13 protein-coding genes are annotated in these 12,916 nt (G+C 63.4%); 4 read left to right on the top strand and 9 right to left on the bottom strand.

The window, feature by feature from the left end:
• Nucleotides 1–53: 53 nt before the first annotated feature.
• Both J2S71_RS10045 and J2S71_RS10040 read left to right on the top strand, forming a co-directional pair.
• Entirely contained in the window at nt 54–1,364 is a 1,311-nt protein-coding gene (locus tag J2S71_RS10045; RefSeq protein ID WP_307391442.1) for a C40 family peptidase, read from the top strand.
• 106 nt (nt 1,365–1,470) lie between these two features.
• Nucleotides 1,471–3,093: a ClC family H(+)/Cl(-) exchange transporter gene (locus tag J2S71_RS10040; RefSeq protein ID WP_307391437.1), complete on the top strand. Its 1,623-nt coding sequence runs from the start codon at nt 1,471–1,473 to the stop codon at nt 3,091–3,093.
• A gap of 221 nt (nt 3,094–3,314) precedes the next feature.
• Here the strand turns inward: J2S71_RS10040 and J2S71_RS10035 are convergent, their stop codons facing one another.
• The 5 genes from J2S71_RS10035 to J2S71_RS10015 all read right to left on the bottom strand — a co-directional run bounded on the left by J2S71_RS10035 (nt 3,315) and on the right by J2S71_RS10015 (nt 7,271).
• A complete protein-coding gene (locus J2S71_RS10035; RefSeq protein ID WP_307391434.1) occupies nt 3,315–4,262 on the bottom strand; it encodes an NAD(P)/FAD-dependent oxidoreductase in 948 nt (315 codons plus the stop codon).
• 157 nt (nt 4,263–4,419) lie between these two features.
• Nucleotides 4,420–5,733: an NCS2 family permease gene (locus tag J2S71_RS10030; RefSeq protein WP_307391431.1), complete on the bottom strand. Its 1,314-nt coding sequence runs from the start codon at nt 5,731–5,733 to the stop codon at nt 4,420–4,422.
• An 88-nt stretch (nt 5,734–5,821) separates the two neighbouring features.
• Nucleotides 5,822–6,268 (bottom strand): dUTP diphosphatase, encoded by a 447-nt coding sequence (gene dut, locus J2S71_RS10025; RefSeq protein WP_021727010.1) that lies wholly within the window; start codon nt 6,266–6,268, stop codon nt 5,822–5,824.
• Entirely contained in the window at nt 6,261–6,713 is a 453-nt protein-coding gene (gene nrdR, locus J2S71_RS10020; RefSeq protein ID WP_021726986.1) for a transcriptional regulator NrdR, read from the bottom strand. Before nrdR ends, dut begins: the two co-directional genes overlap by 8 nt.
• Nucleotides 6,714–6,818: 105 nt before the next feature.
• Nucleotides 6,819–7,271 (bottom strand): LysM peptidoglycan-binding domain-containing protein, encoded by a 453-nt coding sequence (locus J2S71_RS10015; protein ID WP_021726962.1) that lies wholly within the window; start codon nt 7,269–7,271, stop codon nt 6,819–6,821.
• Between the two features lie 189 nt (nt 7,272–7,460).
• On the opposite strand from J2S71_RS10015, the gene lexA reads away from it, so the two are divergent.
• Nucleotides 7,461–8,108, top strand: a complete 648-nt coding sequence (gene lexA / locus J2S71_RS10010; protein ID WP_021726957.1) for a transcriptional repressor LexA — start codon at nt 7,461–7,463, stop codon at nt 8,106–8,108.
• A gap of 7 nt (nt 8,109–8,115) precedes the next feature.
• Entirely contained in the window at nt 8,116–8,865 is a 750-nt protein-coding gene (locus tag J2S71_RS10005; protein WP_021726968.1) for a heparan-alpha-glucosaminide N-acetyltransferase, read from the top strand.
• On the opposite strand, the gene hflX is transcribed toward J2S71_RS10005, so the two are convergent.
• The 4 genes from hflX to J2S71_RS09985 are packed head-to-tail and all read right to left on the bottom strand — an operon-like array spanning nt 8,862 to nt 12,838.
• Entirely contained in the window at nt 8,862–10,184 is a 1,323-nt protein-coding gene (hflX, locus tag J2S71_RS10000) for a GTPase HflX (RefSeq protein WP_307391424.1), read from the bottom strand. The two genes, J2S71_RS10005 and hflX, sit on opposite strands and share 4 nt — an antisense overlap.
• 22 nt (nt 10,185–10,206) lie before the next feature.
• The gene (miaA, locus tag J2S71_RS09995; RefSeq protein WP_307391421.1) at nt 10,207–11,157 is read right to left on the bottom strand and encodes a tRNA (adenosine(37)-N6)-dimethylallyltransferase MiaA; all 951 of its coding nucleotides are present in this window, start codon (nt 11,155–11,157) and stop codon (nt 10,207–10,209) included.
• The gene (miaB, locus tag J2S71_RS09990) at nt 11,154–12,461 is read right to left on the bottom strand and encodes a tRNA (N6-isopentenyl adenosine(37)-C2)-methylthiotransferase MiaB (RefSeq protein WP_307392476.1); all 1,308 of its coding nucleotides are present in this window, start codon (nt 12,459–12,461) and stop codon (nt 11,154–11,156) included. Before miaB ends, miaA begins: the two co-directional genes overlap by 4 nt.
• 59 nt (nt 12,462–12,520) lie before the next feature.
• Nucleotides 12,521–12,838 (bottom strand): stage V sporulation protein S, encoded by a 318-nt coding sequence (locus J2S71_RS09985; protein ID WP_040652276.1) that lies wholly within the window; start codon nt 12,836–12,838, stop codon nt 12,521–12,523.
• Nucleotides 12,839–12,916 lie beyond the last annotated feature (78 nt).

Raw genomic sequence — 12,916 nt, 5'->3', positions numbered from 1 at the left:
GAAGGGGACAGTAACAGCTAAAATTCTTAGCGTTATGCGAAAGGAGGACGTTCTTGATAACCAACCATCATCTTCAGTCCGTCGCACGTCGTGCCGTCGCATGTGGTCTCACCGCCGCACTCATGTTCGCAAGTGCCGCCCCTGTCGCCTATGCCGACCCCCAGTCCGACCTCGATGCAGCACGACAGCAGATCGAGTCCCTCACCAGCTCCCTGAGCGATCTCCAGGACAAGCTGGCAACCGCCTCCTCTGACCTTGAGAACACGCAGTATGACATCGACGAGAACCAGTCCAAGATCGACGACACGCAGCAGCAGCTGGACGTCGCCAAGGATGACCTGAGCCAGAACGTGCACGATTCCTACACCAGCGGTGGCATCTCTCTGATGGACATCGTGGCGGGGTCAGACAGCTTCTCGGACTTCGTCACCAACGTGTATTACGCCACACGCATGAGCGATGCCCAGTCGGAGAAGATCTCCGCGGTCACCACCCTGCAATCCCAGCTCAAGAGCGAGCGGAGCGACCTCGAGGCCAGGCAGGCACGTCAGCAGCAGACCATCGACAGCATCAACTCCCAGATCGACGAGTACAACCAGAAGGTTGCCAAGGCGCAGGACTACTACAACAGCCTGAGCGCGGAGGTCCAGCAGCAGCTGGCCCAAGAGGCCGCGAGCGAGGTCGCCGGGGCCAACGAGAACGGCACCGAGCCGTCCACGGCCGCGGCCACCGTCACCCAGCTTGCCAGTGGTACCGCCACGGCGCCCGAGGCGCAGAATGCCGCGCAGCCCACAAGCGACTCCAGCGATTCCAGCGACAATTCGAATGCCGCCCCCACCTCGAACGGCTCCAATGGCTCTGACAATGGGTCCAAGGGCGGCAATGGCAGCAATCCCAGCAATGGCGGATCGAACGGCACGGCTACCACGACCTCGAAGCCCACGACCACCTCGAAGCCCACGACCTCGAAGCCACAGTCCGCACCATCATCCAGTGGTGGTGGCAGCAAGGGCACATCCAGCAGCGCAAGCGCCGGCGGTGGCGTCTCCACCGCCTATGCCATGATTGGCGTCCCCTATGTGTGGGGTGGAACGAGCGCGAGTGGCGTGGACTGTTCCGGTCTCGTCAACGTGTGCTATGGCGGCAAGCGTGGGCGCACCACCTATCAGATGATTGCCAGCCTCAAGGCCTCGGGTGACTGGAAGACGGACAAGAGCCAGCTCCAGGTGGGCGACCTCGTCTTCCCGAGCACGGGACACGTGGGCATCTACATTGGTAACAACAAGATGATCCATGCTCCCAGCCCCGGTCGTGCCGTCTGCATCACCACGGTGTACGCCTTCATCGGAGGCGGCACGTATTAAGCGGGCTTTGGCCGCGCGGCATGAATCGCTATGATACGAGGGGGACGAACGGGGTTCGTCCCCCTCTTGTGGCAGGTGGGGTAGGCAGGGGCAAGCGCGATGGGGGATGGGCACCACGCAGGCGATAAAGACGGACGCTCGCGCCCAGGTAAGCAGGCGGAATTCGCGTCGCTTCCAGCTCGACATGGTATGGGAGGGCGTCCTCGTGGGGCTTGCCGCCGGCGGCATCGTCACGCTCTACCGTCTGTGCCTGACGCTGGCCGAGCGCACGCTCAGGTTCATCATCCCGTTCGCACAGGCACACCCCATGGCCCTCGCAGGGCTCATCGCCCTCATGGCCGCGTGCTGTCTGGTTGTGGCCAAGCTTGTCAGCTGGGAGCCCTATACGCAGGGATCCGGCATCCCCCAGGTGGATGCCGAGGTCATGGGCAAGCTTGACATGCCCTGGCATCGTGTGCTGGCGGCAAAGTTCACGGAGGGGACGCTCCTGGCGCTCTCCGGACTCTCCCTGGGACGCGAGGGTCCCTCCATTCAGCTGGGCGGCATGGGTGGCAAGGCCATCTCAAGGCTGCTGCGCCGCGGAAGGGGGGAGGAGCGCCTGCTCGTGACCTGTGGGGCTGCCGCAGGCATGAGTGCCGCCTTCAATGCGCCGCTCACCGGCACGCTCTTCGCCATCGAGGAGATACACAAGGAGTTCACGCCCTCGCTCATCATCTCCGCCATGGCATCGGCCGTGTCCGCCGACTTCCTGGTGTCCCAGGTGCTGGGGGTGCGGCCCGTGCTCCGGCTCGCGTTCGTCCAGGACCTCCCGCACGTCTACTATGTGCTCGTCCTGCTCATGGGCCTGGTCATGGGGCTTCTGGGCGCCCTTCACAACAGGGGGATGTTCCTGCTCAACGAGGGCCTCTATGGCACGGTGCTTGCCAGGGCTCCCTATGGGGGAAGGCTCGCCTTGCCCTTCGCGCTCACGCTCGTCGCCGCGTTCGCGGCGCCCCTGCTCCTTGACGGCGGGGATGCCATTGTCGAACTGCTCAAATACCCCACCATGGTGCCCTTCCTGACGCTCGTGCTCCTCTTGGTGGGGAAGTACGCCCTCACCTCAATGTGCTTTGCGTCAGGCGCCCCGGGCGGCACGCTCTTCCCCCTATGCGTCATGGGCATGCTCGCGGGAGCGGTCTATGGTAACGTTCTTACGAACACATGTTCCATGAATGCGATGTACATCGTCAACTTCATGGTGTTGGGCATAGCAGGACTGTTCTCGTCGGTGGTGCGCGCCCCGGTCACGGGCGTCGTCCTAGCGTTCGAGCTCACGGGTAGCATGGACTCGCTGCTCGCAGCTTCCATCGTATCGATCGTGGCGTATGTCGTCGCCAACATCACCAGGACGGATCCGTTCTACGAGAGGCTCCTGGGCAATCTGTTGGACGTCACCGCGAAGACCCCACGCGTGCGCCATAAGAAGGAGAAGGTGCTGCACGACTACACCGTGGGTGCCGGCAGCCTGCTCGAGGGCCGGTGCCTCAGGGACATCGACTGGCCGAGGGGCTCGATGATCGTGACGGTGTACCGTGCCGGGACGGAGATCGTACCCAATGGCGACACGCGCCTGCAGGCGCTGGATGACCTGCTCGTCATCATGGACATGCGCGCCGAGGACAGCATACAGGACCATGTCTGGCGCCTCTGCCGAAGCTCGTTGGCGACCGAGCACACACCGAGACGGTAGGGTACGGCAGATGGGGCGTCTCATTTATTACTTTACATAAGATATATTATCATGGTTTATATGAGACCGATATGGGGTCATTGGTGTGCCTTGGAGCGTCCCAGACACGGCGCTGGTCGTGCCTGCCTCTGCCACTGAAAAGGTCCCGCGTGCGGACATGAGCCAGCACGCGGGACAGATCGACCGAGAGACCTCGCACGATTCATCTCCACCCTTCGGATCTATCCCTCGATGGGCTGCCCAAGGTACGAGGCGACGCTCGTGGCCGCGACGGCGCCGTCAGCCGTTGCGGTTACGATCTGGCGCAGTGACTTCTGCCGAATGTCGCCTGCCGCAAAGAGTCCCGGCACGGAGGTCTCCATGCGGTCGTTGGTGATGACATAGCCGTGGTCATCCAGCTTCACGAGGCCCCTCACAAGCCCCGTTGCGGGAACCCTGCCCACGAACACGAACACGCCAAACGAGCCCTCGTCATAGGTCTCCGTGGACTCCTCGCCGGTCACGGTGTCGCGGAACGTGATGTCCCTCGGCAGGACATCGCCAGCGACCTTCGTGACGCTTGTGTTGTAGCGGATGCTGGCCTTGGGGTTCTCCTCGATCTGTCTGCCCACGGAGGCCTGGGCTCGCAGATGGTCCTTGCGGACGACCATGGTCACCTTGTCGGCAAACTTCGTGAGGAACAGCGCCTCCTCGGCGGCAGAGTTGCCACCACCGATGACGAACACCTGTTTGCCCCTATAGAACATGCCGTCACAGGTGGCACAGTATGAGACGCCGTGGCCCCCGAAGGCTTCCTCGCCCTCGAAGCCAACATGGCGTGGCGTGGCGCCACCGGAGATGATGACCGTCTTGGTGTCATAGGTGCCCTCCGGTGTCTCCACGACGAACCCCGAACCATCCTCCTTGCGCGCAAGGGAGGCCACCTGTCCCATCTTGATGGAGGCGCCCAGGTCGATGGCCTGCTTCTGCATGGCATCCGTCAGCGAGAAGCCATCCGTGTGCGGCACGCCGGGATAGTTATCCACCTCGCTCGTAAGGATGATCTGGCCGCCGACCGCCTCCTGTTCGAGCGTGACGGCATCGAGAAGCGCACGGGCCCCATAGATGGCGGCGGACAGCCCCGCGGGGCCACCACCGATGATGACCAGATCCTTCTGCTGTTCGGACATCTCACAACGACCTTTCTAGAGAGAGCGTTCATGGCATGAATTGTCACTGGAATGCTACCCATTAGGGTATGTGCCTTTCAGTCGCCCCGGACCTGTGTGCAGACGAAGAGGGGGCGTCTGCCCCCTCCCCTCTTGTATGGCTCCTGGCTACGTCCCGCTACGACACGAGGAAGTAGATGAGGAACGCGAGCGCGGCGACCCACATGAGCGGCTTGACCTTGCGCACCTGGCCCGTCGCCACGGCGACGACCACGTAGGCGATGAAGCCCAGGCCAATGCCCGAGGAGATGGAGTACGTCATCGGAATGCCCGCGATGATCAGGAAGGATGGCAGGCCCTCGAGCAGATCGTTCCACTGGATCTCCAGGGCTTCGGAGAGCATGAGGTAGCCAACGTAGACAAGGGCCCCACAGGTGGCTGCGCCGGGGATGACGGCAATGACAGGTGCGAAGAACGCGGCGATGAGGAACAGGACACCTGCGAACACGGACGAGAGGCCCGTGCGGCCGCCGTCGGCCGCGCCGGACGCGGACTCCACGAACGTCGTGACGGAGGAGGCGCCGAGCAGGCCACCGACCCATGCGGCGCAGGAGTCAACGATCAGGATCGTGCACATGTCCTTGACGCTGCCATCCTCCTCGAGGAAGTCGCCCTGCTTGGCCACGGCCATCGCCGTGCCCATGGTGTCAAAGAAGTCGGACATCATGAGTGAGAATGCGAGCACGAGCAGCGTAGGGGTGGTCATGACCTTGAGGAGGCCGATGGTGCCGTTCGCATCCGCCTGAAACGGGGCCCCAAAGCTCGAGAAGTCCGGCAACGAGAGCATGCCCTGGGGAGCCTGGATGAGCCCCAGGGGGATGCCGCAGATGACGGCGACGATGATGCCCAGCAGCAGCGCGCCACGCAACCTGAGCGCCACGAAGACGATGGTGGCGACGATGGAGATGACACCTAGGATGAAGGCGGGGCTCGTGACCTTGCCCAGGGCGAGGATGGTGCTGCCGTCCCCCGTGATGATGCCGGCATTGGCCAGGCCGATCATGGCTATGAAGAGGCCGAGGCCCACCGAGATGCCATGGCGCAGCGAGATGGGAATGGCATCCATGATGGCTTGCCTGAGACCACAGAGCACCAGGACCAGGATGACGACGCCCTCGACGAAGATGACGCCCATGGCGGCATGCCAGTCACCGTTGCAGAGCGTCGTCGTGGCAACGGCGATCATGGAGTTGATGCCCAGGCCAGAGGCAAGCGCGAGCGGGCGGTTGGCAAAGATGCCCATGAGGATGGTCATGATGCCGGCGCCAAAGCAGGTGCTGGTGATGGTTGCGGAGATGGGAACGCCCGCATTCGAGAGAATGAGGGGGTTCAGCGCGATGATGTACGACATTGCCAGGAAGGTCGTGAGGCCGGCCCGTACCTCTTGGCCGGTAGAAGACCCCCGTTGGCTGACCTTAAAGAACGAATCCATGAAACTCCCCTTCTGTACCTGCCGTCATGGGCACGCGAACGAAAAAAAGGAGGCATCCCCGATGCCTCAAGCACCTGGCGTCTTGAAGCTAGACGCCACTGGAACCAAAGCCGCCCGTGCCCCTGTCCGTCTCATCCAACTCGCCGACCTCCCTGAGACACACCTCGGGCACCTTCTGGATGACCAGCTGGGCGATGCGCTCGCCCCTGGTGATAGTGATGTCGTGCGTGGCGTCGAGATTGACGACGCACACCTTGAGCTCCCCGCGGTAGTGCGCGTCGATGAGGCCGGGGGTGTTGGCCATAGAAAGGCCCTCCTTGAAGGCGAGGCCACTTCTCGGCTGCACAAAGCCGGCATATCCCTCGGGGACGGCTATGGCAAGCCCCGTGGGGACGAGGCGCCGCTCGAGGGGCCTGAGGACAACGTCCTCGTTTGCCCTCAGGTCGAGGCCGGCATCGCCCGCATGGGCATAGGAGGGCAGCTCGATCGACGGGTCGAGGCGCTTGATAGGTAGAGAGATCCTGTCATTACCCATTGATGAGGCTCCGTAGCTCTTCTTCGAACTCGTCAATGTCCTTGAAGTCGCGATAAACCGAGGCAAAGCGCACATAGGCAACTTTGTCTATATCAACGAGGCGCTGGAGGACCATCTTGCCCAGCTCCTGGGAGTTCACCTCGACCGTGCCGGAGTCCCTGAGCTCACTGAGGATGCTGTCAATGAGACCATCGAGCCGCTCCAGCGGAACGTTGCGCTTGATGGTGGCCACCATGAGCCCCCGCATGATCTTTGTGCGATCGAAGGCCTCCTTGTGGCCATCCTTCTTGACGACCATGATGGGCATCTCTTCGCGACGCTCGTAGGTGGTAAAGCGCGTACCACACCTGATGCACTCTCGGCGGCGGCGAATGGCGTCATTGTTCTCGGACGGGCGAGAGTCGACGACCTTCGACTCCTCGCAACCACACTTGGGACAGCGCATACTCCTCCTCATATATGTACAAATGGAGGATACCACAGGATCACGCGGCTCAGCCTTCTACGTGACCAAACCGCAATCCTCTATGCGATAGGGCCGTGACTGTGATCATGCTGTGGAGGTGGGGATGACGAGCTTCTGGCCGGGCACAAGCCCGTCAGCAGAGACCCCATTGTGCTGTTCGATCCAAGAGACGATACGTCCGTCATCGACTCCGGCAATGCCATGCTCATGAGCGATGCTCCACAGGGAGTCTCCCTGCCGCACCGCTATCGTTACGGTGTCTGCCCGATCCAGCGCCTGTTGTGCGGCGGCTGCAGATGTGATGCCCGAAAGGATCAGTGCGCCTACGGAAAGGACGCAGACGAGAAGGGCCCCAAGGACAAGCGTGTGCGGCCGAAGGCGCCCCTCGCGCCTGACACGCACATCGGCGAGGTGGCGCTGTGCCGTGGCACCGCCCTCGAGCATCACGAGACCACGGTGCTGCCGAGGTCTGAGCGCTGCCGTGCCAGCGATGGGAAATGCTGCGACACCGTTCTGGATGCGTCTGTAGGACTGCATGGCTTACTCCCCTCCCGGCGTGTGTACGAGACTGGTATACCAAGACCACGCGACAGCAATTGCCAAAAGAACACGTGTACTGCGAACATATGTGCTACTATAGGGACAACGACACTCACTGTCAAGCAAAGAGAGAACATGTGTTTGTATTTTTGCTACGCTACCTAGTCACGGGGACGAGGGGGACCAATGGCCAAGGACAGGCTCAGCAAGAGACAGCAGTCCATCTACGACTTCATCTGCTCCTACACCACCGAACATGGCTATCCGCCCTCGGTGAGGGAGATTGGCACGGCCGTGGGGCTGGCCTCGCCCTCGACGGTTCATATGCACCTGAAGGTCCTTCAGGAGCGTGGCCTCATCAAGCGCGACTCCAAGAAGCCGCGCACCATTGAGGTGGTTGAGGACGACCTGCCCGGCGGACAAGCGCTTGCGTCGGTGGAGGAGCATGTGAGCGAGGGAACCATCTCCCTTCCCCTTATCGGCCGCGTCGCCGCAGGCACCCCCATTCTTGCCGAGCAGAATGTGGAGGATCAGCTCACGCTCCCCGCCAGTGTCGTCGGCAGCGGCAGCTCCTTCCTGCTGAAGGTCCATGGCACATCGATGGTCAACAAGGGGATTCTCGACGGTGACATCATTGCCGTACGCGAGCAGCATGATGCCCAGGATGGCGAGATCGTCGTGGCTCTCATAGACGATTCCGCCACGGTCAAGACCTTCTACCGGGAGGAGGGTCGCATCCGCCTCCAGCCGGAGAATGACACGATGGATCCCATCTACGTACGGAATCCCATCATCCTGGGTAAGGTCGTCGCACTCATGAGGACCATTGCCTAGGCTGCGGATGGCCCCGCAGCCGAGGCGCTCGTCGCGGCTGCGCCTCATCGACACCGTGAGGGGGTGCTCCGTCGTGTCGATGGTGCTCTTTCACCTCTCGTACGATCTCGTGACGCTGAGGGGGCGCACGCTCCCCCTGTTCCATTCGCCCTTCGAGGACGTGTGGCGTGCGTCAATCGGCTGGACGTTTCTCTTCATTGCCGGCATGATGTGCGCCCTCTCGCGGGACAACTACAGGCGTGCCGGCAAATATCTGGTGGTTGCCGCGCTCATCTATGGGGTCACCACCATCGCTGCCGTGGACACGCCCATCAGCTTTGGCATCATCTTCTGCATGGGCGCGTCCACGCTCGTTGCGGCACTGCTCAGGTCGGCAGGGCTCCTCAGGGGCCGCCGTTCCTGGCTGTGCTCGATCCCTCTCATGGCACTCTTCCTCGCCTGTCTGCGCGTTCCCCAGGGGCTGGTGGGTGTGGGACAATTCGTTCTGCAGCTGCCCCGGCAGCTCTATGCCACACCCTACCTCGCTCCCCTGGGCTTTCCGGGGCCGCACTTCGCCTCGGGGGACTATTACCCCCTACTCCCCTACTCGCTGCTCTTTCTCGCTGGCGCAGGCATCGGGGCCTCGCTCGGCGCCCATGGCTTCCCAGCGTTCCTGCACTCGGTGGGCCTGAGGCCGCTTGAGTTCGTAGGTAGGCATGCCCTGCCCATCTATGTGCTGCACCAACCCATGCTGCTCCTGCTGAGCCTGTTCCTCTAGGCCCCCACTCGCCCTTGCGCCTCCCCTGCGTCACTCACGCCATAGGGTTCGAGCGTGTCCGCCATACGCCTAGGGACACGGGCCGTCACAAGCAGGCCGCCCTGCTCGTAACGCTCGCGCACGATCTGGCCGCGCTCATGAACCAGCTTCACGAGCAGCCCCTTGTCGTGGGGGATGAGGCTTGTGATGGTAACGTCGCCGCGCGCGGCCTCGCGTGCGATGCGATACAGCAGGCCATCCGTCCCCGTCCCCGTAAGCGCCGAGACGAACTCCGCATCTGGGTGCAGTGCCTCCATGCCATGTACCACCTCGCGGTCGAGCTGGTCGCACTTGTTGTACACGACCACCGAGGCGATGTCCGCCGCACCTATGTCAGCGAGAATGGCGTCGACGGCATCGATCTGTCGCTCGCAGTTGGGATCACTCGCGTCGGCAACCTTCAGCACGAGTTCGGCGGCCCGAGCCTCTGCCAGCGTGGACTTGAACGACTCCACGAGGTTCGTCGGGAGCTTTTGGATGAACCCCACCGTGTCCGTCAGGGTGATGCGTCGACCGGCCTTTAGGTCGAGCGAGCGTGTGGTGGGGTCGAGGGTGGCGAAGAGCTCGTCTCTGGCATAGACGTCCGCACCTGTCAGACGGTTGAGCAACGTGGACTTCCCGGCATTGGTGTAGCCGACCAGGGCCACCCGGTAGATTCCCGAGTCCCAGCGCGCCCTGCTCTGCATGCGTCGTCGCTTGTCCAGCTCCTTGAGCTCGCGGCGAAGGTGCGAGATGCGGTCGCGTACCAGACGACGATCGATCTCCAGCTGGCTTTCGCCCTGGCCGAAACGGCTGCCGATGCCGCCGCGTGCCTGCTCTCCCACCAGGTGACTCCACATGCCCCTCAGACGCGGGAGCACATACTGCAGCTGTGCCAGCTGCACCTGCAGGCGCCCCTCATGCGTGGTGGCGTGCTTGCCAAAGATGTCCAGGATGAGCGCCGTGCGATCGATGACCTTGACGGAGTCTCCCACGATTCGCTCGAGGCTCGTCTGCTGGGAGGGAGTCAGCTCATCGTCGAATATCACTACGTCAACGTCAAGGGCTCGTACCATGCGCACGAGCTCCTCGGTCTTGCCGCTGCCGATGAAGGTGCGCGACACGGGCTTCCGAAGCCTTTGTGTGAGTTGTCCCACCACGACGGCCCCGTCCGTTACCGCCAGGCGGCCGAGTTCCGCCATCGAGTCCCTGAGGGGCCACGCTGCGGTGCCAAGGTCGACGCCCACCAGGAGTGCGCGCTCCGGTACCGGTGCCGTGGACCGAGGTTTGAATCGAGCCATGCGTCACCCTTCCACAGTTTGGTCAGCTCCTCCTGCGGCAGGCGTCCCGGGATGTCTGGATCCCAGACAGTACCTGTCCCACCAGCTCGTCAGGGGGCAACGTCGCATCGAGGGGACGCGCCCTCCCGTCGCGCCTGAGCCAAGAGAGCTGACGCTTGGCGTAGTGGCGCGTCCTTCGCTTGATGAGCTCGCGAGCCTCATCCAGGGAGCAATCGCCCCTCAGGGCGGCGAGCACCTCCTTGTATCCAATGGCCTGCCCAGCCGTCATGCCCTCGGTGAGCCCCTGCGCCCTGAGGCTCTCGACCTCCTGGACGAGTCCCTGGGAGAACATCCGATCGACTCGCGCATCGATGCGCTCGTACAGCACGGCACGTGGCAGCATCATGGCATACAGCTGCGTCAGGTAATGGGGGGTGCGCTGCCTGAGACCCTCGTGCTGGCGCGCATAGCTCACACCCTCGTCGAGCATCTCGAGGGCACGCACCACGCGCCGCATGTTATGGGGGTGAACGAGCTCGGCGCTCTTGGGGTCGCGCATGGCAAGCTCCCGATGGAGTGCCTCGGCACCCTCCGCCTCGGCCATCCGCTCCCACCTCAAGCGCGTCTCACTGCCACGCCTGCCCTGGGGAAACGACACCTCGTCTATCACGGCGTCGAGGTAGAGGCCCGTACCGCCGCAGAGGATGGGAACCTGCCCTTGGGACAGCAGCACGTCGACGCATGCGCGCGCCTCGGACTGGAAGCGTTGGACGGAGTAGTCCTCGCGCACGTCCGCCACGTCCACCATGAGGAGCGGAGCCTCGCGCCCGGCAGGAGGCGTCTTGGCCGTGCCGATGTCCATGCCGCGATACACCTGCATGGCATCCACGGAGATGACGGCGCCCCCCAACCTCATGGCAAGCGCATCGGCGAGCGAGCTCTTGCCTGACGCGGTCGGGCCAACGATGGCCACGATGGGGCCGGGGGATGTCACCGTGGACTCCCCACGAGCGTTCCACGCAGGAACCAGGGGCGGGCGTCATCCACCCGCACGTCACAGAGCTTGCCCACGTACTCGTCGCACGCATGTCCCTCGGGCAGGGCGAAGAGAACCGTCTGGCTCTTGGGGCCATGGCCCACCATCATGTGGTCGTTGCGCTTGGAGCTGCCCTCAGCCAGCACCTCGATGGTGGCACCGAGCTCCTTCTGGCTGGCGGCGAGGGCGCAATCCTCGACCACCCGTGCCAGACGGCCGAATCGTCCCTGAATGACCTCACGAGGGGTGTCATCCCGCATCCGCGCCGCGGGTGTGCCGGGGCGCCGTGAGTAGATGAAGGTATAGGCCGAGCTAAAGCCCACCTCCCGTACGAGGGAGAGCGTCTGTTCGAAGTCCTCCTCGGTCTCGCCGGGAAAGCCCACGATGATGTCCGTCGAGAGGGCGATGTCTGGGATGGCGGCGCGCAGTGCCGCCACGCGCCTGAGGTACTGCTCACGCGTATAGGTGCGCCTCATGGCGCGCAGCACCCGTGTGGAGCCGCTCTGCACGGCAAGGTGCAGGTGAGGCATGACCGCCCCCACGTCCGCCATGGCCGCAATCGTCTCGTCCGAGAGGTCCTTGGGGTTGGAGGACGTAAAGCGCATACGCTCGACGCCCGTCGCACCCACCTCGCGAAGCAGCTCCGCAAAGCGGGGGCTTCCATACAGGTCGCGACCGTAGGAGTTGACGTTCTGGCCCAGTAGCGTGACCTCGCGCACGCCATCCCCCACAAGGGCGGACACCTCGCTCACCACACGCTCCAGCCTGCGGCTGCGCTCGCGCCCGCGCACATGGGGCACGATGCAGTACGTGCAGAAGTTATTGCACCCTGTCATGATGGGCACCCAGGCATGCCACTCGTGCGCGCGGCGGGACGGAAGCTCCGTGGAGAAGCCTCTCCCCTCCTCCTGCGTGTCGACCTGCACATGACCCACCCCCTCATCGAAGGCCGCGGCCAAAAGATGGGGCAGGGACGAGAGCGCACTGGTGCCGAAGACCACGTCGACGTTGGGGATGAGGTCGCACAGCCGCTCCCCCTCGCGCTGCGCCACACAGCCGCCTACGGCCACCACGCGTCGCCCTCCCGGTGCCTGGGGCAGCCGTGCAAGGTTCGTCGCCTCCCCGTAGAGGTGCGTGTCCGCCTTCCTGCGCACGGAGCAGGTCATAAAGACCACGATGTCAGCCTCGGTCGGCTCGTCGACCAGGTTGCAGCCATAGGAGTCCAACAGGCCGCTCACGCGTTCTGAGTCATGGAGGTTCATCTGGCAGCCGAAGGTCCTCACGAAGTAGGTCCTCCCTGCCAGGACGTCATACGCAGGCACTAGGCGACCACACTCGTGGGATCCGTCGGCTCGACCATGGCGGCCTGAGGCGTAATGCGATGCACGTAGATGGCGATGCGTATGGCCGTCCGCGTCTGGCCATTGATCTCGATGTCAGAGAAGGTGGGTGCGCAGGAGATGTCCACCCCCGTCGGGATGAGAAAGCCGCGCGCGATGGCAATCGCCTTGACTGCCTGGTTGACGGCACCCGCTCCGACGGATTGGATATTGACGGGCACGCCGTCCTTGACCATGCCGGCAATGGCACCTGCGACCGACGCAGGCGATGACTTGCTCGACACCTTGAGAAAATCCATGTGTGACTCCCATTTGCCGCATACGCATGTCTGCATGCGCGGTACTTCGTTTGTGGCCCATGACGAGCATTTTCTGTA

The sequence above is a fragment of the Olsenella profusa DSM 13989 genome, from assembly GCF_030811115.1.
GTDB classification, from domain to species: Bacteria; Actinomycetota; Coriobacteriia; order Coriobacteriales; family Atopobiaceae; genus Olsenella_F; species Olsenella_F profusa.
The sequence above is the reverse complement of the archived record's forward strand: the minus strand, read 5'-3'. Positions and strand labels throughout refer to the sequence as shown.

Coding starts and splice junctions, on each gene's coding strand:
- lexA (WP_021726957.1), top strand. CDS start 7,461: ATGGCCAAGGACAGGCTCAGCAAGAGACAGCAGTCCATCTACGACTTC.
- J2S71_RS10015 (WP_021726962.1), bottom strand. CDS start 7,271: ATGCAGTCCTACAGACGCATCCAGAACGGTGTCGCAGCATTTCCCATC.
- J2S71_RS10035 (WP_307391434.1), bottom strand. CDS start 4,262: ATGTCCGAACAGCAGAAGGATCTGGTCATCATCGGTGGTGGCCCCGCG.
- J2S71_RS10040 (WP_307391437.1), top strand. CDS start 1,471: ATGGGCACCACGCAGGCGATAAAGACGGACGCTCGCGCCCAGGTAAGC.
- dut (WP_021727010.1), bottom strand. CDS start 6,268: ATGGGTAATGACAGGATCTCTCTACCTATCAAGCGCCTCGACCCGTCG.
- miaB (WP_307392476.1), bottom strand. CDS start 12,461: ATGAACCTCCATGACTCAGAACGCGTGAGCGGCCTGTTGGACTCCTAT.
- J2S71_RS09985 (WP_040652276.1), bottom strand. CDS start 12,838: ATGGATTTTCTCAAGGTGTCGAGCAAGTCATCGCCTGCGTCGGTCGCA.
- nrdR (WP_021726986.1), bottom strand. CDS start 6,713: ATGCGCTGTCCCAAGTGTGGTTGCGAGGAGTCGAAGGTCGTCGACTCT.
- hflX (WP_307391424.1), bottom strand. CDS start 10,184: ATGGCTCGATTCAAACCTCGGTCCACGGCACCGGTACCGGAGCGCGCA.
- J2S71_RS10030 (WP_307391431.1), bottom strand. CDS start 5,733: ATGGATTCGTTCTTTAAGGTCAGCCAACGGGGGTCTTCTACCGGCCAA.
- J2S71_RS10005 (WP_021726968.1), top strand. CDS start 8,116: ATGGCCCCGCAGCCGAGGCGCTCGTCGCGGCTGCGCCTCATCGACACC.